Origin of the sequence: Streptomyces sp. NPDC088732 (assembly GCF_044751205.1) — a bacterium.
Classification (GTDB): domain Bacteria; phylum Actinomycetota; class Actinomycetes; order Streptomycetales; family Streptomycetaceae; genus Actinacidiphila.
Genome location: NZ_JBIVLI010000013.1, coordinates 160,421 through 183,853, shown reverse-complemented (window position 1 = coordinate 183,853; position 23,433 = coordinate 160,421). Strand labels below are relative to the sequence as shown.

Sequence of the window (23,433 nt, the reverse complement as noted above, 5' to 3'; positions counted from 1 at the left end):
CCCAAGAGACAAGCGGTGTCGGTGAGCCCCCCTCGTCCCACCTTTGACCACCCCGGAGGGCCGTTCGACGATCAGGACGGTGTCCGACGGCAGCAGCGGAGTCCGCTGGCCGTGACGCTCACCGCGCTTGCTGCGCGACCTTCCGAAGATGTCGCACACCATCGCCCGCGACGGTGTGCCCGTGCAGTGACTGCCCAAGGCACAGGTGCGGTGGAATCGACGCCGTGATCCGCATTCGATCGGTGCCTTCGATGGGCACGCCGCGTGACGCGTGGGGCCCACGCGCGAGATCGCGCGTGGGCCACGACGTTCACTGCGGATGCCTCGCCAAGGCGGCGGCCAGCACGGTCCCCACCTGACGCAGGGGCTCGGGCTTGGTCATGTCGTTGTGCGCGGCGGCGACGGGATGGATGTGCAGGCGCCCGGTGAAGTGCGGCGCCCACCGCTGGAGGACCTCTTCCTGGGGGTAGCCGGTCCCGGTCGCCGGGAAGTGGACGATGTCGCCGGCGAAGTGTCCCGGCGTCGTCTGCCGGACCATCCGCCAGTTGTCGCGGGTGTTCTGGACAACCCCGCGGACGTGGTCCTCGGTCAACTCCTCCAGGTCGGCGATCTCTTCCTTGATGATCCTCAGCGTCCCGGGCACGGTGAGCGGGTGGTCCGCGGTGTCCACCGGGCGTCCCAGGGCACGCAGGAGCTGGACCAGGACGGTGTGGTCGTCGGCCTCTTCATGGACGGCGTCGGCGTCCGGCGGGTAGGCGTCCATCATGGCCAGCAGGGCCACCTCCTGCCCGGCCTGCTGGAGCCGTACCGCGACGGCGTGCGCGAGGTTGCCGCCCATGGACCAGCCGAGCAGGTGGTACGGGCCGCTCGGCTGGACGCCCGTGATGTGGTCGACGTACCAGGTGACCAGCGCGTCGAGGTCGGACGGGGCCGACTCCGCCCGGGTGACGCCCGGAGCCTGCAGTCCGTACACGGGCCGGTCGGCGTCCAGGTGCCGCACCAGACCCACGTAGGGCAGGCCGAAACCACTGGCGGGCGGCAGGCAGAACAGCGGCGGCCGGTCGCCGTGCCCGCGCAGCGCGACCACCGGCTGGAAGAGGTCCTCCTCGGTGCCAGCGCCGAGCAGCGACGCCAGGCCCGCCACGGTCGGGTTCTGGAACACGCTCACGAGGGACAGCTGGATGCCGGTGGCGTTGCGGATCTCACCCAACAGCCGCACGGCGAGCAGTGAGTGCCCACCGAGTTCGAAGAAGTTGTCGTCCACGCCGACCGCGGGAAGGCCGAGGACGTCGGCGAATATCTCGCGGAGCAGGTGTTCTTCGGTAGTGCGCGGTTGCCAGGTCGTGTGCCCGGTGGAGTGCTCCGGGGCCGGAAGCGCGGTGCGGTCGAGCTTGCCGTTCACCGTGACCGGCAGTTCGTCCAGGACGACGATGGCGGAGGGGACCATGTAGTCCGGCAGTACGGCTGACAGGCCGGCGCGGACCTCCGCGGTGTCCACATCGCCGTCCGTGCCGCTCGTCGGCACGAGGTAGGCGGTGAGGCGTTGGTCGCCGGGTTGGTCCTCGCGGACGATGACGGTGGCGTGGGCGATGGCGGGGTGGGTGAGGAGCGCGGCTTCGATTTCGCCGAGTTCGATGCGGAAGCCGCGGATTTTGACTTGGTGGTCGGTGCGGCCGAGGTATTCGAGCTCTCCGTTGGTGTTCCAGCGGGCGAGGTCGCCGGTGCGGTACATGCGTGCGCCGGGTGTGCTGCTGTGGGGGTTGGCGACGAAGCGTTCGGCGGTGAGTGCGGGTCGGTTGAGGTAGCCGCGGGCGAGTTGGCTGCCTGCGAGATACAGCTCTCCTGCGACGCCGGGGGGTACGGGTTGGAGTGCGGCGTTCAGGATGTAGGTCTGGGTGTTCCAGATGGGGCGGCCGATCGGTACGACGCTGGTCGTGTGGGGTTCGCAGGTGTGGGCGGTGACGTCGATGGACGCTTCGGTCGGCCCGTAGAGATTGTGCAGCGGGATCGGCAGCACGGCGTGGAACTGGTCGCGCAACGACGCTGCCAACGCCTCGCCGCTGCAGACCACGGCGCGCAGAGATGTGCACTCGCGGGCCGCGGGTTCGGCGACGAAGACCTGGAGCATGGAGGGGACGAAGTGGGCGATGGTGACGTGCTGGCGCTGGATGAGTTCGGCGAGGTAGTCGGGGTCGCGGTGGCCGCCGGGGCGGGCGACGACGAGGGTGGCGCCTTCCAGGAGGGGCCAGAAGAACTCCCACACGGACACGTCGAAGCCGAACGGGGTCTTCTGTACGACGCGGTCGCTGGGGGTGAGTTGGTAGGCGTGCTGCATCCAGGCGAGTCGGTTGACGACGCCTGCGTGGGGGAGGGTGACGCCCTTGGGTCGTCCAGTGGAGCCTGAGGTGTAGATGACGTAGGCGGGGTGGGCCGGCAGCGGCATCTGGTCGGGGTCGGTGTCGGCCTGCGTCGTCAGATCGGTCGCGGGGTCGTCCAGCACCACCCGTGCCGCGCCCTCGGGCAGTGCGCCCTGGAACTGGCGGGTCGTCACCACCAGGGTCGGCGCGGCGTCGCCCAGCACGTAGGCCACGCGTTCCGCCGGGTACTCGGGGTCGATCGGTACGTACGCGGCGCCGGACTTGAGGACGGCGAGCAGCGTGACGACGAGGTCCGGCGAGCGGTCCATCATCACCGCGACCCGCTGCTCCGGGCCCGCGCCATGCGCCGTCAGCAGTCGTGCCAGCCGGTTCGCCCGGGCGTTGAGGTCCGCGTAGGACAGCGTGGTGTCCTCGAAGACCACCGCGGCCGCGACCGGCGTGCGGGCCGCCTGCGCCTGGAACAGCTCGGGAAGCGTCGCCGGAGGAACGGCACGCGCGGTGTCGTTCCAGTCGGCCAGGATCCGCTTCCGCTCGCCGGTTTCCAGCACCCCGACCTGGTCGAGCGCGGTCGACGGTGCCGTCTCCAGTGCCGTCACGATGGCCTCGGCGGCCGTGGTCACCATCGCGGCAAGGGCGCCCGGATCGATCAGGGACACGGCCTGCGCCTTCACGACGAAGCCCTCACCGGTGTCGTCGATGCTGACGGCGACGGGGAAGTTGGTGCGCTCGCGCGCCTGGAGCAGAGCGACACCGTCAAGCCCGGCGCCGGCGGCGGCAGCCTCGCTGTGGCGGTAGTTGAAGAGCGAGGTGAACAGCGGCGTCTGGGCGGGCACGTTGCTGGCCTGCTGCGCCACCGCCAGCGGGGCGTGCTCGTGCACCAGCAGCTCCGCGAGCTGCCGCTGCATCCCCCGCACTGCCTCCAGCACACCCCCGGCACTTGCGTCCATCCGGACGGGAAGGGTGTTCATGAACAGTCCCGGCACCCGGTCCGAGCCGGCCCCGGCGTTCATCCGGCCGAACAGCACGGTGCCGAACACCACGTCGTCACGCCCGGAAGTGGCCGCCACGACGCGCGCCCAGGCGACGTGGAACAGCGTCGCCGGGCTGACACCCAGGCTCCGCGCCTGCTCCCGCAGCCGCACCGCGAGGCCCGCGTCCATTGGCGTCCGCGCCTCGGTCACGTCACGGCCGTCCCCGAACACGTCCAGCAGGCCGTACGGAGCGGTCGGCTCGCTCACGTCGCCGAGCAGCGCCGCGAAGAAGGCCTCGTGCTCCCGGGCCGACACTCCGAGCCTGGCCTGCCCGACGAACTCACGGAACGGCAGCGGCTCGGGCAGGCTGTCCTGCCGCCCGTCGAGGAAGGCGGCCACCTCACCCATGACCACGTCCAGCGCGGTGTGGTCCTGGATCAGGTGATGGACCTGGAGGACCACCGTCCAGTGGTCCCCGCCCGGCTGCCGGGCCGCATGGGCGCGCAGCAACGGGCCCCGCGAGAGGTCCATGCTCGGCGGGCAAGCTGCGAGGAGCCGTTCCGCCGTGTCCGGGCCGTCATGGTCCGTCTCCGCCGCGAGGTCCACCTCGCGCACGGTGAGCGTCGCCCGGCGCGCCACCACCTGGACCGGCTCGCGCAGCCCCTCCCAGGCGAAGGAGGTGCGCAGGATGTCGTGCCGGTCGACGACCCGCTGCACCGCGCCGAGGAACGCGTCCACCCGTGCCCGGGAGTCGAAGCGCAGCGCGATCGGCAGGACGTAGGGGTCGCTGTCGTTGTCGCTCTCCATCAGCGAGTGGAAGAAGATGCCCTCCTGCAGCGGGGCCAGCGGGTAGATGTCCGCGACGTTGGCTGCCCCTCCCGGAACGGCGGCGGCGATCCGGTCGATCTCCTCAGCGGTGAGGTCGATCAGCGTCACCATCTCCGGCGTGATCGCCGTGGCGCCCTCGGGGATGCCGTTCGGCGGGACGGTCACCTGCCCGGCCGTCGGTTTCACGGCCGCGGCCAGTGCCGCCACCGTCGGGCTGACGAACAGCGAGCGGACATCCACGGCGATGCCCCGCTCGCGAGCCCGCTCCACCAGTGTCACCGCGAGGAGGGAGTGCCCGCCGAGTTCGAAGAAGTTGTCGTCGACCCCGACCCGGGGCAGGTTGAGCACGTCGGCGAACACCGCGCACAGGATCTCCTCCTGGGCGTTGGCCGGGGCCCGGCCGGTGGAACCGGCACCGTAGTCGGGGGCGGGGAGGGCCTTGCGGTCCAGTTTGCGGTTCGCGGTGAGCGGGAGGGCGTCGAGGACGACCACGGCCGAGGGCACCATGTAGTCGGGCAGCTTGCCGGCGACGTGGGCGCGCAGTTCGGCGCCGTCCGTGTCGGTACCCGTGACGACGTAGCCGACGAGGCGCTTGTCGCCGGGCTGGTCCTCGCGCACCACCACTGCCGCTTGGGTGACGGACGGGTGGGCGGCCAAGGCTGCCTCGACCTCGCCGGGTTCGATGCGGAAGCCGCGGATCTTGACCTGGTGGTCGGTGCGGCCGAGGTATTCGAGTTGCCCGTCGGTGCTCCAGCGGGCCAGGTCGCCGGTGCGGTACATCCGCTCGCCCGGCGTGCCGTACGGGTTGGCGACGAACCGCTCCGCTGTCAGCGCGGGCCGGTTGACGTATCCCCGGGCCAACTGCACGCCCGCCAGGTACAACTCGCCCGCGACGCCGGGGGGTACCGGTCGCAGAGCGGAGTCCAGCACGTATGCGCGCATGTTCCACAGGGGCGCGCCGATGGGGGGAACGCCGGCGCCGGACAGGGGGGTGCTGGCCAGCGAGGCGACCGTCGCTTCCGTCGGCCCGTAGATGTTCAGCATGAGCCGGTCGCGGGACCACCGCTCCGCGGTCTCCGGCGGGCACACGTCACCGGCGACCACCAGCGTCATCCCCTCCGGGAGACCGCCCGCGGAGGCGAGCAGCGGCAGTGTCGCGGGCGGCAGGGTCGCGTGGGTGACGCGCTGGCGGGCGACCAGCTGCGCCAGCGGCGCGCCGGGGGACATGTCGTCCGCCGAAGCCAGCACCACGGCCGCACCCGCCAGCCACGCCGGCCACATGTCGGCCACGGAGGCGTCGAAGCTGGGCGAGGCGAACTGGAGCAGCCGGCTGTCCGGGCCGATCCGGAGGCGTTCGATGTGGTCGGCGGCCAGGTTCGGCACCCCTCGGTGGGTGACCAGGACGCCCTTGGGAGTGCCGGTCGAGCCGGAGGTGTAGATGACGTAGGCGGGGTGGCCGAGCAGCAGCGGGCCGTGGCGTTCGGCGTCGGTCACATCGTGGCCGGGTCGGGCCGCCAGGTCTTCCCGCAGCTGCGCGTCCTCCAGCGACAGCTGCACGACGTCGGTGGGCGGCAGTTCGGCCTCCGTTGCCTGACCGGTGACGAGAACCGCCGGTCGGGCGTCGGTGAGCATGTGGGCGATCCGGTCCGCGGGATAGCGCGGATCGATCGGCAGGTAGGCGCCCCCGGCCTTCATCACCGCCAGGATGGCGACAACGAGGTCGATCGACCGTGGCAGTGCCAGAGCGACGATGTCCTCAGGCCGCACGCCGCGGTCGACGAGCAGGCGGGCAAGTCGGTTGGCCCGGGTGTTGAGTTCCGCGAAGGACAGTGCGGTGTCCTCGAACACCACCGCGGTCGCGTCCGGGGTACGGGCGACCTGCGACTGGAACAGCTCGGGAAGCGTCGCGAGCGGAACGTCGCGGGCGGTGTCGTTCCATCGGACCAGGATCCGGTCCCGCTCGGCGGCGTCCATGACCTCCGTGCGGTTGACCGGCATTGACGGATGCGCGGTGACGGTGTGCAGGACCCGGGTCAAGCGTTCGGCGAGGGCGGCGGCGGTGTGGTGGTCGAACAGGTCGGTGGCGTAGGTGATCGCGCCGTGGAGGCCGGCGGGCTTGCTGTCGTCGGTGAGGTGTTCGTTGAGCTGGAGGTCGAGGTCGAACTTGGCGGGGCTGTCGCCGGTGGGCAGGGCCTCGATGGCCAGGCCGGGCAGGTCCAGCGTGGCTTGCGTGTTGTTCTGGAGGGTGAGCATGACCTGGAACAGGGGGTGGCGGGCCATCGACCGGGTGGGCGAGAGCTCTTCCACGAGGCGTTCGAAGGGCACGTCCTGGTGTGCGTAGGCGTGGAGTGCGTGCTCACGGACGCGTTCGAGGAGTTGGGTGAAGTCGGGGTTGCCGGACAGGTCGGTGCGCAGGACGAGGGTGTTGACGAAGAATCCGACGAGGTCGTCGAGTGCCTGGTCGGTGCGTCCGGCGATGGGGGTGCCGATGGGGATGTCGTCGCCGGCGCCGAGGCGGTGCAGGAGGGTGGCCAGTGCCGCTTGGACGACCATGAAGACGGTCACGCCGTGTGCGCGCGCCAGGTCCACGACGGCTTGGTGGATGTCGGCGTCGATGTGGAGGTCGACGGTGGCGCCGCGGTGGGAGGCCATGGGGGGCCGGGGCCGGTCGGTGGGCAGTGCCAGTTCTTCGGGGGCTCCGTGGAGGGCGTTGTGCCAGTGGGTGAGTTGCTCGGTCAGGAGGCTGCTGGGATCGGACGCGTCGCCGAGGAGTTCGCGCTGCCAGAGGGCGTAGTCGGCGTACTGGACGGGCAGGGGCTCCCAGGTGGGTGCGGTGCCGGTGGTGCGGGCGGTGTAGGCGGTCGACACGTCGTGTGCCAGCGGGCCCAGGGACCATCCGTCGCCCGCGATGTGGTGGAGCACCACGACCAGCACATGCTCATCGGGACCGATCTCGGCCAGCGACATGCGCACGGGGATGTCGGTGGCCAGGTCGAACCGGTGCCTGGCGGCCTCGCTCACCCACGCTCGCAGAGCGTCCTCCGTCACCGGGGTGACGCTGAGCAGGTCACCGACCGCGTCGGCGGGAGTGATCCGCTGGTGGGGCCGGCCGTCGACGGTGGTGATCACGGTGCGGAGGACTTCGTGCCGGGCCACGACGTCACGGAGTGCGGCGTGCAGGGCGTCGGTGTCGAGTGCGCCGGTCAGCCGCAGGGCCATGGGGATGTTGTAGGTGGGGGAGGGGCCTTCGAGTTCGTTCAGGAACCACAGGCGCTGCTGGGCGAAGGACAGCGGCAGGAGGTCCGGTCGCTGTGCCGGGACCAAGGCAGGCCGTGACGGGCTGGTGGCCGTGAGGCGGTGTGCGAGTTCGCGGAGGGTGGGTGCCTCGAACAGGGTCCGGATGGGGACCTCGACGGCGAATGTTGATCGGATGCGGCTGATCAGGCGGGTGGCGAGGAGGGAGTGGCCGCCGAGTTCGAAGAAGTTGTCGTCGATTCCGACGGTTGGCAGGCCGAGTGTCTCGGCGGCCAGGGCGCACAGGATTTCTTCCTGGGCGTTGGCCGGGCCTCGGCTGGTGGCCGTGGTGGTGTAGTCGGGGGCGGGGAGGGCTTTGCGGTCGAGTTTGCGGTTCGCGGTGAGCGGGAGGGCGTCGAGTGCGACGATCGCCGCGGGCACCATGTAGTCGGGCAGCATGCTGGCGACGTGGGCGCGCAGTTCGGTGTTGTCGGTGTTGGTGGTCGGGACGATGTAGCCGACGAGGCGTTTGTCGCCGGGCTGGTCCTCGCGCACGACCACCGCCGCCTGGGCGACGGACGGGTGGGCGGCCAAGGCGGCCTCGATCTCGCCGAGTTCGATGCGGAAGCCGCGGATCTTGACCTGGTCGTCGGTACGGCCCAGGTATTCGAGCTGCCCGTCGGCGGTCCACCGGACCAGGTCCCCGGTGCGGTACATCCGCTCGCCCGCACCGCCGTAGGGGTTGGCGACGAAGCGTTCCGCGGTCAGGCCCGGCCGGTCGAGGTATCCCCGGGCCAGGCCGGCCCCGGACACGTACAGCTCTCCGGCCACGCCGGCCGGCACCGGCCGAAGGGCCGCGTCGAGCACGAACACCCGGGTGTTGGCGATCGGTTGTCCGATGTACGGGACCGCGCTGTCGTCGGCCAGCACCGCCATCGTTGTGCAGACGGTGGACTCCGTCGGACCGTACGCGTTGACGAGGCGCCGCCCAGCCGTCCACCGGCCGACCAGGTCCGGCCGCAGCGCCTCGCCGGCGGTCACCAAGGTCGTCACCGTGGGCAGGCTGTCCGCCGCGAGCCCCGCCAGCATGACGGGCGGCAGGGTCACGTGCGTCACCTTGGCGGCGGCGAGGAGGCGGGTCAGCGCCCGCTCGTCCACCAGGTGGTCCTGGGCTGCGAGGACGAGGCAGGCTCCGCTGCCGAGGGTGACGGTGAGTTCGGCGATGGCGGCGTCGAAGCTGGGTGAGGCGAATTGGAGGATGCGGCTGGCGGGTGTGATGGCGAAGGTTTCCGTTTGGGCGGTGATCAGGCTTGCCAGGCCGTGGTGGGTGACGGTGACGCCCTTGGGGCGGCCGGTGGAGCCGGAGGTGTAGATGACGTAGGCGGGGTGCGCGGTCAGCAGGGGACCGTGTCGTTCGGTGTCCGTGAGGTCGTGGTCGGGCAGGGCCGCCAGGGTCTGACCCAACCGGGAGTCCAGGGAAAGGTGCGTGGCGTCGGCTGCGGGCAGCTTGTCCTGGGTGGTTTCGCTGCTGATGACGAGTGCGGGCCGGGCATCGCCGAGCAGGTAGGTGATGCGGTCGGCGGGGTAGGCGGGGTCGATGGGCAGGTAGGCGCCACCGGCCTTGGTCACGGCCAGGAGGGCGACGACGAGGTCGACGGATCGCGGCAGTGCCACGGCGACGAGTCGTTCGGGTCCGACGCCGTGTCCGGCGAGGTGGCGGGCGAGCCGGTTGGCGCGGGCGTTGAGTTCGGCGTAGGTCACCTCGACGTCCTCGAACACGACCGCGGTCGCGTCCGGCGTACGGGCGGCCTGCCCCTCGAAAAGCTCGGGCAGCGTCACCGCCCGCACGTCCCGCGCCGTGTCGTTCCACTCCACCAGGACACGCCGGCGCTCATCCGCACCCAGCACATCGAGGTGGTCAACAGGAAGGTCCGGATCGGCCGTTGCCGCTTCCAGCACCTGGACGAGTCGTGCGACGAGCACGTCGACGGTCGCCTGGTCGAAGAGATCCGCGGCGTAGGTGACGATTCCGTTCACACCGGCCGCATCGCCCCCGGTGTCGAAGGCCTCCGCGACGACGAAGGACAGGTCGAAGACGGGGTTGTCGCCGACCTCGATCCTCTCGATGTCCAGGCCGGGCACGTCGAGCGTGGCCGGTGCGACGTTCTGCAGCACGAGCATCGTCTGGAAGAGCGGGTGCCGGCCCGTGGACCGCGCGGGGGCGAGGTCCTCCACCAGGCGTTCGAACGGCAGGTCCTGGTGGGCGAGGGCGCCCAGGCTCTCGTCGCGGACGCGGTGGAGCACGTCGCGGAAGCCGGGGTCGCCGGACAGGTCGGTGCGGACGACGAGGGTGTTGATGAAGAAGCCGACGAGCTGGTCGAGGTTCTCGTCGGTGCGTCCGGCGACGGGGGTGCCGATGGGGATGTCGGTGCCCGCGCCGAGGCGGGAGAACAGGGTCGCCAGCGCGGCGTTGAGCACCATGAACATGGTGACGCCCTCGGCCTGGGCCAGGGCGGTCATCCGCTGGTGCAGGGCGGCGTCGATGTGCAGGGCGGCGGTGCCGCCCCGGTAGGTGGCCGTACGGGGCCGGGGGCGGTCGACGGGCAGGGCGAGTTCTTCCGGCAGCCCCGCCAGTCTCTCCCGCCAGTGGGCCAGTTGGGCGCTGTGCAGGCTCGCGGGGTCGTCGGGGGCACCGAGGAGGTCGCGCTGCCAGAGGGTGTAGTCGGCGTACTGCACGGGCAGCGGTGCCCAGGCGGGAACGTGGCCTGCCGAACGGGCGGCGTAGGCGGCCGACACGTCCCTCGCCAGGGGGCCCAACGACCAGGCGTCGGCGGCGATGTGGTGCACCACGATCACCAGCACGTGCTCCTGCGGGCGCAGCCTGAAGAGCCGGGCGCGCAGCGGGATGTCGGTGCGCAGCTCGAACGCGGAGCGCGAGACCCGCTCGATACGGTCCCGAAGGTCCTCCTCGGCGATGTCGACGAGCGGCATGTCGAAGGCCAAGGATTCCGGCGCGAGGACCGACTGCCGCGGTGTGCCGTCGGGGGCCGGGAACACGGTCCGCAGCACTTCGTGCCGTACGAGGACGTCGCGCAGGGCGTCACGCATCGCCTCGGCGTCCAGGGCGCCCGTCAGGCGCAGGACCACCGGGATGTTGTAGTTGGCGTTTTCGCCCTCCAGTTGACGCAGGAACCACAGCCGGGTCTGGGCGAAGGACGGCGGGAGGACGTCCGGCCGCGGCCTGGGTGTGATCCGGGGCCGTGCCTCGCCCGCGTCGCCCAGCCTAGCCGCGAGCCCGGCGACCGTGGGGCTCTCGAACAGGGCCCGGATGGGGACCTCGACCCCGAGAACCGTGCGGATGCGGCTGACCAGCCGTACGGCGAGCAGCGAATGGCCGCCGAATGCGAAGAAGTTGTCGTCCACCCCGACGTGCGGCAGGCCGAGGATGCCCGCGAACACCTGGCACAGCAGCTGCTCCTGGAGGGTCCGCGGCTCCCGGCTCTCCTCGGTCGTCCCGTACGCGGGTGCGGGGAGCGCGCGGCGGTCGAGCTTGCCGTTCGAGGTGAGCGGCAGCGCGTCCAGGACCACGACCGCCGACGGCACCATGTAGTCGGGCAGCATTCCGGCGACGTGGGCGCGCAGTTCGGCGGCGTCCAGGTCGGTTTCCGCGACGACGTAGCCGACGAGGCGCTTGTCCCCGGGCTGGTCCTCACGGACGATCAAGGCGGCCTGGGCGACGGCGGGATGGGAGGTGAGGGCGGCCTCGATCTCGCCGGGCTCGATGCGGAAGCCGCGGATCTTGACCTGGTCGTCGGCGCGGCCGAGGTATTCGAGCCGGCCGTCGGTGTTCCAGCGGGCGAGGTCGCCGGTGCGGTACATGCGCTCGCCGGGCGTGCCGTGGGGGTTGGCGACGAAGCGCTCGGCGGTGAGCGCGGGGCGGTGCAGGTATCCGCGGGCGAGCTGGGCGCCGGCGACGTACAGCTCGCCGGGGACACCGGGGGGAACCGGCCGCAGGGCCGTGTCGAGTACGTAGGTCCGGGTGTTCCACATGGGGCGGCCGATGGGCGTGATCCCCCGGCCGGCGTCGCCGGCGGCGAGGTCGACGGGGTGGTCGGTGCAGCCGACGGTGGTCTCCGTCGGTCCGTAGTGGTTGACGACGGGCACGTCCGGGTGGTCCCGGTGCCATTGCTGGAGTTGCGCCGTGCGCAGCGGTTCCCCGCCGAGCATGAGCTGCCCGGTGGGCGCCCAGTCGCCGGGGAGGGTCTGGAGGAACGCCAGGTGGCTGGGGGTGGCCTTGAGGAAGGTGATCTCGTGGCCGGCGAGGGTGGCGGGGAGCGTCTCGTCCCAGGTGGCGATGTGGAGGCGTCCACCGCTGGTGAGTGCGCCGTACAGGGCCGTGACGCCGAGGTCGAAGGCGATGGACGCGTGCAGCAGGGTGCTTCCGCCGAGGTGCGGATAGGCGTCCCAGGTGCGGGCGATGTAGTTGACCACGCCCTGGTGGGTGATGGTCACGCCCTTCGGCCGTCCTGTGGAGCCGGAGGTGTAGATGACGTACGCCGGGTGCGCGGGCAGCAGCGGGCCGTGCCGTTCGCCGTCGTCGAGGTCGCCGGCGGGCAGGCCGTCGAGGACGCCCGCGGTGTCCGGGTCGTCGAGGACGACCTGCGGCACGTTCCCCTGCGGGTTGACGGCCTCCGTGGTGACCAGGAGCGCCGGCCGCGCGTCGGTGAGCAGGTGGGCGATGCGGTCGGCGGGGTGGTCGGGGTCGACGGGCAGGTAGGCGGCGCCCGTTTTCAGTACGGCGAGCAGCGCGACGATGAGATGGGTCGAGCGGGGGAGCGCCAGGGCGACGAGCTGTTCCGGTCCGGCGCCCTGTGCGGCCAGGAGGCGGGCGAGCCGGTTGGCGCGCGCGTTGAGGTCGGCGTAGGACACCTCCGTGTCCTCGAACACCACGGCGGTGGCGTCCGGCGTGCGGGCCACCTGCGCCTGGAACAGCTCCGGGAGCGAGGACGCCGGTACTTCGTGGGCCGTGTCGTTCCACTCCACGAGGACCTGGCGGCGCTCGGCCGCGCTGAGCAGGTCGATGCCGGTGACGGGCCGCTCGGCGTCGGCGGCCACGGCGTCGAGGAGCCGGACGAGCCGTTCGACGAGCGTGGCGACCGTGCTGTGGTCGAACAGATCGGCCGCGTAAGTGATGACGCCGGTCAGGCCGTTCGGCCCGCCGTGGGGGGCGAAGGTCTCCTGGAGCTGGACGTCGAGGTCGAACTTGGCCGGCTGCTCGCCGGCCGGTAGCGGGGCGGTGCCGAGCCCGGGCAGGTCGAGGACGGGCGTGGCGGTGTTCTGCAGCCCCAGCATGACCTGGAACAGCGGGTGGCGGGCCATGGACCGGGCGGGGGCGAGGTCTTCCACCAGCCGCTCGAACGGCACGTCCTGGCGGGCGAGGGCACCCAGGTTCTGCTCGCGGACGCGGCGCAGCATCTCGCGGAAGGACGGGTCGCCCGACACGTCGGTACGGAGCACCAGGGTGTTCACGAAGAACCCGACGAGCTCGTCCAGGCTCTCGTCGGTGCGGCCGGCGACCGACGTGCCGATCGGGATGTCGGTGCCCGCGCCGAGGCGGGACAGCAGGGTCGCCAGCGCGGCGTTGAGCACCATGAACATGGTGACGCCCTCGGCACGGGCCAGGGCGGCGAGCCGCCGGTGCAGGTCGGCCTCGACGCGCAGGTGCGCGGTGCCGCCGCGGTGGGTGGCCACGGGGGGCCGGGGGCGGTCGCCGGGCAGGGCCAGCTCCTCCGGCAGACCGGCCAGTGCATCGCGCCAGTAGGCGAGTTGGGCGCTGTGCAGGCTCTCGGGATCGTCGGGGTCACCGAGGAGCCGGCGCTGCCAGAGGGTGTAGTCGGCGTACTGGACCGGGAGCGGTTCCCAGGTGGGGGCGTGGCCGCCCGAGCGGGCCGTGTACGCGGTGGAGATGTCGCGCGCCAGCGGGGCGAGCGACCAGCCGTCGCCGGCGACGTGGTGCAGGACCAGGAGCAGGACGTGGTCCCGCGGCGCCACCGCGAACAGCCGTGCCCGCACCGGGATGTCACGGGCGAGGTCGAAGGCGCGGTGGGACTCCTCGGCCACCGCCCGCTCCAACTCGCCTTCCGGTACCTCGGCCGTGGTCAGCGGGAGTTCGATCCCGTCCGGGCCGAGGATGTGCTGCTCCGGCGTGCCGTCGACGCTCCGGAAGACGGTACGGAGCGCCTCGTGCCGGGCGACGACGTCGGTGAGGGCGGCCCGGAGCGCGGCGCGGTCGAGGCCGCCGGTGAGGCGGAGGGCGATGGGGATGTTGTAGAGCCCGGAGGGTCCTTCGAGTTCGCCGAGGAACCACAGGCGCTGCTGGGCGAAGGACAGCGGCACCGTCGCGGGGCGCGGCCCGGCGGTCAGCCTCTGGCACGCCGTCCCGGTGTCCGTCACGCGCTGCGCGAGTCCGGCCACGGTAGGGGTCTCGAACAGGGCCCGGATCGGGATCTCGGCACCGAGGGCGGCGCGGACGCGGCTGACCAGCCGGGTGGCCAGCAGGGAGTGGCCGCCGAGGTCGAAGAAGTTGTCGTCGATTCCGACGTGCGGGAGGCCGAGGACGTCCGCGAACGCCTGGCTGAGCAGCTGTTCCTGGAGGGTGCGGGCTTCCCGGCCCGGGCTCGTGGCGGTGTGGTCGGGGGCGGGCAGGGCCTTGCGGTCCAGCTTGCCGTTCACCGTGAGGGGGAGCGCGTCCAGGACCACCACGGCCGAGGGCACCATGTAGTCGGGCAGCAGCCGGGACATGTACTCCCGGACCTCCCCGCCGTCGACAGCGGTCTTAGGGACGACGTAGCCGACGAGGCGCTTGTCGCCGGGCTGGTCCTCGCGGACGGCGACGGCGGCGTGGGCGACGGCGGGGTGGGAGGTGAGGACGGTCTCGATCTCGGCGGGTTCGATGCGGAAGCCGCGGATCTTGATCTGGTGGTCGGTGCGGGCGAGGTATTCGAGCTGTCCGCCGGCGGTCCAGCGGACCAGGTCGCCGGTGCGGTACATCCGCTCGCCCGGCCCGTCGTAGGGGTTGGCGACGAACCGCTCCGCGGTCAGCTCCGGCCGGTTGACGTATCCCTGGGCCAGGCCGGCCCCGGACACGTACAACTCGCCGGCCACGCCCGGCGGTACCGGCCGCAGGGCGCCGTCCAGGACGTACAGCCGGCTGCCGGAGACCGGTCCGCCGATCGGCACGGAACCGCCCTCGACCCGCTCCACCGGCTGCCAGGTCGCGAACGTCGTCGTCTCCGTCGGCCCGTACACGTGCAGCAGGCGCTTCGGGGCGCCGAGTTCCAGCAGCCGCCGCACGCTCGCGGGGTCGACCGCCTCGCCGCCGAACAGCAGGTGCCGCAGGCGGCCGAGCCCCTCCGGGGACTCCGCCACCAGGCGGTTGAAGAGCGCGGTGGTGACGAACATCGCGGTGATCCCGTCGCGTTCGATCTGCGCGGTGAGCCGTTCGGGCGCCAGCAGCACCTCCCGGTCGACGCCCACCAGCGTCGCGCCGTTGACCAGCGCACCCCAGATCTCGAACGTGGCCGCGTCGAACGACACCGACGACGCCTGGGCGACGACGTCGTCCGCGCCCAACGCCACGTAGTTCGCGTGCCGGACGAGACGGACGACCGCCTGCTGCGCGACGAGCACCCCCTTGGGACGCCCCGTCGAACCGGAGGTGTAGATCACGTACGCCGGGTGGGCGGACAGCAGGCGCCCGCCGCGCTCCGCGTCCGACAGGTCCTCCCCGCCGAGCTCCTCCAGCGCGGAGGCCGTGGGGGGATCGTCCACCACCACGTGCTCGCCGGGGATGTCCGCACGGACCTGGGCCTGCTGAGTGACCAGCAGGGACGGCTCGGCGTCCGCCAGCATGAAGGCGATCCGGTCCGCCGGATAGGCCGGGTCGACCGGCACGTACGCCGCCCCCGCCTTGACCGCCGCCAGCAGGGCGACCACCAGATCGGCCGAGCGGTCCATCATCACCGCCACCCGGTCCTGCGGCCGCACGCCGCGGGAGACCAGGAGCCGCGCCAGACGGTTCGCCCGCGCGTTCAGCTCCGCGTAGGACAGCGTGACGCCGTCGAACTCGACCGCCGTGGCGTCCTGCCGGCGGGCCACCTGGGCCTCGAACAACTCCGCCAGTGTGGCGTGCGGCGTCTCGCGGCCGGTGTCGTTCCACTCGGTGAGCAGCCGCTTGCGTTCGGCTTCGCCGAGGAGGTCGATGCGGGTGACCGGAAGTGCCGGGTCCGTGGTCACGGCGTCGAGCACCCGGACGAACCGCCGGACGAGCGTCTCCACGGTGGCGTGGTCGTACAGGTCGGCCGCGTAGGTGAGGGTGCCGGACAGGCCCGCGGGCCGGCCGTCGGCGTGGGTCTCGCGGAGCTGGAGGTCGAGGTCGAACTTGGCGGGCAGGTCCCCGTTGCCCAGCAGACGGCTGTCCAGGCCGGGCAGGTCGAGTGCCGGGTCGGCGGTGTTCTGCAGGGCGAGCATGACCTGGAACAGGGGGTGCCGGGCCATGGACCGGGCGGGCGCGAGGTCCTCCACCAGCCGTTCGAACGGCACGTCCTGGTGGGCGAGCGCGCCCACACTCTGCTCGCGGACGCGCCGCAGCAGCTCTCGGAAGGACGGGTCGCGCGACAGGTCGGTGCGGATCACCAGGGTGTTGACGAAGAACCCGACGAGGTCGTGCAGGCTCTCGTCCGTCCGTCCGGCGACGGGGGTGCCGATCGGGATGTCGGTGCCCGCGCCGAGGCGGCTCAGGAGGGTGGCCAGCGCGGCGTTGAGCACCATGAACGTGGTGACTCCCTCGGCGCGGGCCAGCGCGGTCAGCCGTCCGTGCAGGTCCGCGTTGATGCGGACGGCGGCCGTGGCGCCGCGGTGGGACGCCACCGGCGGCCGGGGGCGGTCGACGGGCAGGGTCAGCTCCTCCGGCAGGCCGGCGAGGGCCTCACGCCAGTGGGCCAGTTGCGTGCTGTGCGGGCTCGCGGGGTCGTCCTCGCCCCCGAGGAGGTCGCGCTGCCAGAGCGTGTAGTTGGCGTACTGGACCGGCAGGGGCTCCCAGGCGGGGATCCGGTTCTCGACCCGGGCGGCGTACGCGGTGGAGATGTCCCGCGCCAGCGGTGCCAGTGACCACCCGTCACCGGCGATGTGGTGGACGACCACCACCAGGACGTGGTCCCGCGGCGTCACCGCGAACAGCCGCGCTCGCAACGGGATGTCGCGCGCGAGGTCGAAGGCGCGGGCGGCTTCCGCGCTGACGGTCTGGGCGATCCCGCCCTCGGACAGGTCGATAACGGGCAGTTGGAGGTCGATCGCATCGTGGCCGAGGACGCGCTGGCTGGGCGAGCCGTCGACGCTCGGGAAGACGGTGCGCAGGACTTCGTGCCGGGCGACGACGTCGTGCACGGCGGCACGAAGGGCCGCACGGTCGAGGTCGCCGGTGAGCCGGAGGGCGACGGGGATGTTGTACAGCCCGGAGGGGCCGTCGAGTTCGCTGAGGAACCACAGCCGCTGCTGGGCGAACGACAGCGGGACGACCTCGGGGCGCGCCCCGGCGGTCAGCCTGCGGCGGGCCGTCCCGACATCGGCCAGACGGCCGGCGAGCCCGGCGACGGTGGGTGTCTCGAACAGGGCCCGGATCGGGAGTTCCGTCCCCAGGGCGGAGCGGACCCGGCCGACCAGTCGTGTCGCCAGCAGCGAGTGCCCGCCGAGTGCGAAGAAGTTGTCGTCCACCCCGACCTTCGGCAGGCCGAGGACGTCGGCGAACATCTCGCACAAGAGCTGTTCCTGCGGGGTTCGCGGTTCCCGGCCCTCTTCGGCCGTCGCGTACGCGGGTGCGGGCAGGGCCTTGCGGTCGAGCTTGCCGTTCACGCTCAGCGGGAGGGCGTCGAGGACGACCACGGCTGAGGGCACCATGTAGTCGGGCAGCTTGGCGGCGACGTGGGTGCGCAGCTCGGTGCCGTCCGCGTCGGTGTGCGTGACGACGTAGCCGACGAGGCGCTTGTCGCCGGGCTGGTCCTCACGAATGATGACGGCGGCCTGGGTGACGGACGGGTGCGAGGCCAAGGCGGCTTCGATCTCGCCGGGTTCGATGCGGAAGCCGCGGATCTTGACCTGGTCGTCGGTGCGGCCGAGGTATTCGAGTTGCCCGTCGGTGTTCCAGCGGGCGAGGTCGCCTGTGCGGTACATGCGCTCGCCGGGCGTGCCGTACGGGTTGGCGACGAAGCGTTCGGCGGTCAGCTCGGGCCGGTTGACGTATCCCCGGGCCAGTCCGGCGCCGGAGACATAGAGCTCTCCGGGCACGCCGATCGGTGCCGGGCGGAGCGACGCGTCCAGCACGAACACTTGGGTGTTGGTGATGGGAGCGCCGATGTGGACGTCAGCCGGAGGGGTCAGCCGGGCGATGGTGGCGCAGACCGTGGTTTCGGTGGGTCCATAGGCGTTGATGAGGGTGCGGCCGGACGCCCAGGGGACGACCTGGTGGGCGGGGAGGGCCTCGCCCGCGGTGATGAGGGTGGTGAGGTCGGGGAGTTCGCGGGGATCGAGGTGGGGGAGGACGGCCGGCGGGAGGGTGGCGTGGGTGACGTTCCGGCCGTTGACCAGACGGGTCAGTGCCGGGCCGGGGACGAGGTCGTCCTGGGCTGCGAGGACGAGGCAGGCTCCGTTGCCGAGGGTGACGGTGAGTTCGGCGATGGCGGCGTCGAAGCTGGGTGAGGCGAATTGGAGGATGCGGCTGGCGGGTGTGATGGCGAAGGTTTCCGTTTGGGCGGTGATCAGGCTTGCCAGGCCGTGGTGGGTGACGGTGACGCCCTTGGGGTGGCCGGTGGAGCCGGAGGTGTAGATGACGTAGGCGGGGTGCGCGGTCAGCAGGGGACTGTGCCGTTCGGCGTCCGTGAGGTCGTGGTCGGGCAAGGCCGCCAGGGCCTGACCCAACTGGACGTCATCCAACATCAGTTGTACGGAGTCGGCTGCGGGCAGCTTGCCGTGCGTTGCTTCGTCGGTGATGACGAGTGCGGGCCGGGCATCGGCGAGCAGGTAGGCGATGCGGTCGGCGGGGTAGGCCGGGTCGATGGGCAGGTAGGCGCCCCCGGCCTTGGCCACGGCCAGGAGGGCGACGACGAGGTCGACGGATCGGGGCAGTGCGACGGCGACGAGTCGTTCGGGTCCGACGCCGTGTCCGGCGAGGTGGCGGGCGAGCCGGTTGGCGCGGGCGTTGAGTTCGGCGTAGGTCACCTCGACGTCCTCGAACACGACCGCGGTCGCGTCCGGCGTACGGGCGGCCTGCCCCTCGAACAGCTCGGGCAGCGTCACCGCCCGCACGTCCCGCGCCGTGCCGTTCCACTCCACCAGGACACGCCGGCGCTCATCCGTACCCAGCACATCGATGTCGCCGAGCGGCGCGTCCGGCGCCGCCTCCAGCGCTGCGACCACCCCTTCGCCGACGGTCTCCATCATGGCGCACAGGACATCGGGCGACCCGGGCGCGACGACCTGGGCGGTGAGCACGAACTCGTCCCCCGTGTCGTCGACGATCATGCCGACGGGGTAGTTCGTCCGCTCCTGCATGAACAGCACGTCCACGCCCGGGAGCCCGGCACGCGCCTGCTCGGAATCGGCCCTGCTGTGGCGGTAGTTCAGGAGCGAGGTGAAGAGCGGGGCGTCCCCGCGTATGCCGCTTGTCCGCTGGGCCATCGCCAGCGGCGCGTGTTCGTGCAGCAGCAACTCGGCCAGCTGGGCCTGAACGGCGCGTACGACGTCACGAGCGCCCGCGCCGCCGGTGCGGACACGGACCGGGAGGGTGTTGATGAACAGGCCCACGACCCGTTCGGCGCCCGTGCCCATCCGGCCGAACAGGATGGTCCCGAAGACCACGTCGTCGCGGCCCGAGGTCGCGGCCAGCACACGGGCCCAGATGACGTGGAACAACGTCGCCGGGCTCACGCCGAGGCGCCGCGCCTGCTCACGGAGCCGCCCTGCGAGCCGCGGGTCCATCCGGGCGGTGGACTCGGTGGCCCCCGTGCCGTCCCCGTGGACGTCCACCAGCCCGAACGAGGCGGTCGGCTCGGTGACGTCGCCGAGCAGGCGGCCGAAGTACGCCTCGTGCTCCTGCCGGGACACCTGGCCCCGTGCCTGGGCGACGACGTCGCGGTACGGCGCGGGCGCGGGCAGTTCGTCGTCGCGCCCCTCGATGAACGCGTGCACCTCGCCCAGAATGACGTCGAGCGCGGTGTGGTCCTGGATCAGGTGGTGCACCTGCACCAGCGCGAGCCACTGCTCGCCGCCCGGCTGCGCGGCCACGTGCACACGGATGAGGGGGGCGCTGCTGACGGTCATGGACGCGGGGCACGCGGCCAGCAGCCGGGCGACCAGGTCGTGGTCGTCGGCCGCGGCACCGGCGTCGCCGGTCAGCACGACTTCGTCCACCGGCAGTTCGGCGCGCCGGAGCACCACCTGCACCGGTTCGGGCAGCCCTTCCCACAGGAAGGCCGTTCTCAAGTTCTCGTGCCGGTCCACCACCTTCCGCAGGGCGGCCACGAACGCGTCGAGTCTGCCGCGGGAGTCGAAGCGGAGAACGGTGGGCAGGACGTACACGTCCTCGTCCGCGGTCCCGCCGCCCATGAGGTGGTGGAAGAGGATGCCCTCCTGCAGCGGGGCGAGCGGGTAGACGTCCGCCACATTCGCGGCGCCGCCGGGGACGCGGGCGGTGATCTCCGCGATGTGCCCGGCGTCCAGGTCGACCAGCGGAAGCATGTCCGGCGTGATCACCTGCGCCCCGGCCGGGATGCGGTTCGCGGGCACCTCCACCTCGGTCCGGCCGGTGGTCGCCGCCAGACCGGCCACGGTGGGCGTGGTGAACAGGGACCGTACGTCGATCGACAGGCCACGGGCGCGCAGCCGCTCGACCAGCGTCACCGCCAGCAGCGAGTGGCCGCCGAGGTCGAAGAAGTTGTCGTCGACCCCGACGTGCGGCCGGCCGAGGATCTCGGCGAAGGCGTCGCACAGGATCTCCTCGCGGGCGGTGCGCGGCCCTCGGCCGGCCTGCCCGGAGGTGTACTCGGGCGTGGGCAGGGCCTTGCGGTCCAACTTGCCGTTGACCGTGACGGGGAGGGCGTCCAGGACGACCACGGCCGAGGGCACCATGTAGTCGGGCAGCAAGCCGCCGACGTGGGCGCGGACGCCGGCGCCGTCGACGTCCGCCTTCGGGACGACGTAGCCGACGAGGCGCTTGTCGCCGGGCTGGTCCTCGCGGACGACGACGGCGGCCTGGGCGACGGCCGGGTGGGCGGCCAAGGCGGCCTCGACCTCGCCGAGTTCGATGCGGAAGCCGCGGATCTTGACCTGGTCGTCGGTGCGGCCCAGGTACTCCAGCTGTCCGTCCGCGGTCCAGCGCACGAGGTCGCCGGTGCGGTACATCCGCTCGCCGGGCCGACCGTACGGGTTGGCGACGAAGCGCTCCGCGGTGAGGCCGGGGCGCCGGAGGTAGCCGCGGGCGAGCTGGGCGCCGACGAGGTAGAGCTCGCCGGGGACACCGGGCGGAACGGGCCGCAAGGAGGCGTCGAGGACGTAGGTGCGGGTGTTCCACACCGGTCGGCCGATCGGGACGGTCGGGTCGTCGACGGTGAGGTGCGAGGCGTGCGTGACGTCGATGGACGCCTCGGTGGGGCCGTAGAGGTTGTGCAGCGGAGCGTCGAGCGTGCGGAGGAACTGGTCGCGCAGCTCGGGGGTGAGTGCCTCGCCGCTGCACAGGACCGCGCGCAGGGTGGTGCAGTCGGCCGCCGACGGTTCGGTGAGGAAGGCCTTCAGCATGGAGGGCACGAAGTGGCTCACGGTGACCTGCCGCGCCCGGACGAGGCCGGCCAGGTAGCCGGGGTCGCGGTGTCCGCCGGGGCGGGCCACGACCAGGACGGCGCCCTGGAGGAGGGGCCAGAAGAACTCCCAGACGGACACGTCGAATCCGAACGGGGTCTTCTGCAGCACCCGGTCCGAGGCCCCGATCGGGTACTGGTGCTGCATCCACTCCAGCCGGTTGACCACGCCCTGGTGCGGTACGGCGACCCCCTTGGGCCGTCCGGTGGAGCCGGAGGTGTAGATCACGTACGCCGGGTGCGCGGGCAGCAGCACACCGCCGCGGTCACCGTCGCCGAGGTCGGCCGGGGACAGGCCGTCGAGGGCGAGCGCCGTGTCCGGGTCGTCCAGGACGAGGTGCCGCACCTCCCCGCCGTCGGGAAGACGCGGGTGGAGGGCGCCGGTGGTGACGACGACGGCGGGCCGGGCGTCGGAGAGCAGGTGGGCGACCCGGTCGGCGGGGTGGTCGGGGTCGATCGGGAGGTAGGCGCCGCCGGCCTTCACCACCGCGAGGAGGGTGGCGGCCAGATCGGCGGAGCGTTCGAGATGCACCCCGACGAGGCTTTCCGGGCCGACGCCGTGGCCCGCCAGGTGCCGGGCGAGCCGGTTGGCGCGGGCGTTGAGGTCGGCGTACGACACCTCGACGTCCTCGAACACCACCGCCGTCGCGTCGGGGGTGCGGACCACCTGCGCCTCGAACAGTTCCGGCAGCGTCGCCGCCGGGACCTCGTGCGCGGTGTCGTTCCAGTCGGCCAGGACCTGCCGGCGTTCGTCCTTGCCGAGCAGGTCGATGGCGTCGACGGGCCGCGCCGGGTCGGCGGTCACCGCGTCGAGCACCCGGACGAGCCGCTCGGCCAGCGACTCCACGGTGCCGTGGTCGAACAGGTCCGCCGCGTAGCCGATCCCGCCCCTGAGACCGGTCGGGACACCGCCCGGGCCGAAGGTCTCCCTGATGGAGACGGCGAGGTCGGCCCTGGCCGGCGCCTCCCTGCTCGCGAGCACGGTGACGTCGAGGCCGGGCAGCGCGAGGGCCGGTTCGACGTTGTCCTGCAACGCCAGCATGACCTGGAACAACGGCTGGCGGGCCAGCGACCGGGCGGGCGCGAGGTCCTCCACCAGCCGCTCGAAGGGCAGTTCCTGATGGGTGAGCGCGTCCAGGTTCCGCTCGTGCACCCGGGCCAGAACGTCACGGAACGACGGGCGTCCCGACAGGTCGCCCCGGATCACCAGGGTGTTCACGAAGAAGCCGATGAGCTCGTTCAGATCGACTTCGGTACGCCCGGCCACCGGAGTGCCGATGGGGATGTCGGTGCCGGCGCCGAGACGGGAGAGCGTCGTGGCGAGCGCGGCATGGAGCACCGCGAACAGGGTGACGCCCTCGGCCCGGGCCAGGGCGGCGATCCGCCGGTGCAGATCGGCCGTGATGTCGAGGGCCGCGCTGCCGTCGCGGTGGCTCGGCACGGACGGGCGCGGGCGGTCGAACGGCAGGGGCAGTTCCTCCGGCAGATCGGCCAAGGCCTCCCGCCAGTACGCCAGTTCCCCGTTCAGGAAGCTAGCCGGGTCGTCCTCGCCGCCGAGGAGGTCGCGCTGCCAGAGCGCGTAGTCGGCGTACTGGACCGGCAGGGGCTCCCAGTCGGGGGCCCGGTCGCCGACCCGGGCGGTGTACGCCGTGGAGACGTCCCGAGCCAAAGGCGCCAGGGACCATCCGTCGTTGGCGATGTGATGGGCCACCAGGACCAGCACATGGTCCCGCGGGGCCACCGCGAGAAGGCACGCCCGCAAGGGGATCTCGCGGGAGAGGTCGAAGGGACGCACGGACTCCTCTGCCACCACCCGGGCGATCTCGTCCTCCGTCACCTCGATCACCGGCAGGCGCAGCCCGGCGTCCTCCGGCGTGAGGATCCGCTGCTGGGGGACGCCGTCGTCCGTCGCGATCAGCGTGCGCAGCGCCTCGTGCCGCTCGATCAGGTCCACCAGTGCCGCGTGCAGGGCATCGTGGTTCAGGTCACCGGCAAGCCGCAGGGTGATCGGGATGTTGTACATCCCGTTGGGTCCTTGCAGTTCGCCGAGGAACCACAACCGCTGCTGAGCAAAGGACAGAGGAATCATCGGGGGCTCTCTACGACAGATGACGGACT

Annotated in this window: 1 protein-coding gene; it reads right to left on the bottom strand. The window is 72.1% G+C overall.

Annotation, left to right across the window (positions count from 1 at the left end):
* Nucleotides 1-310: 310 nt before the first annotated feature.
* A complete protein-coding gene (locus ACIP9H_RS22730; RefSeq protein ID WP_401960405.1) occupies nucleotides 311-23,404 on the bottom strand; it encodes a non-ribosomal peptide synthase/polyketide synthase in 23,094 nt (7,697 codons plus the stop codon).
* Nucleotides 23,405-23,433 lie beyond the last annotated feature (29 nt).

Excerpts from the sequence above, each read along its gene's own strand:
- ACIP9H_RS22730 (WP_401960405.1), bottom strand. The coding sequence starts at position 23,404 with ATGATTCCTCTGTCCTTTGCTCAGCAGCGGTTGTGGTTCCTCGGCGAA.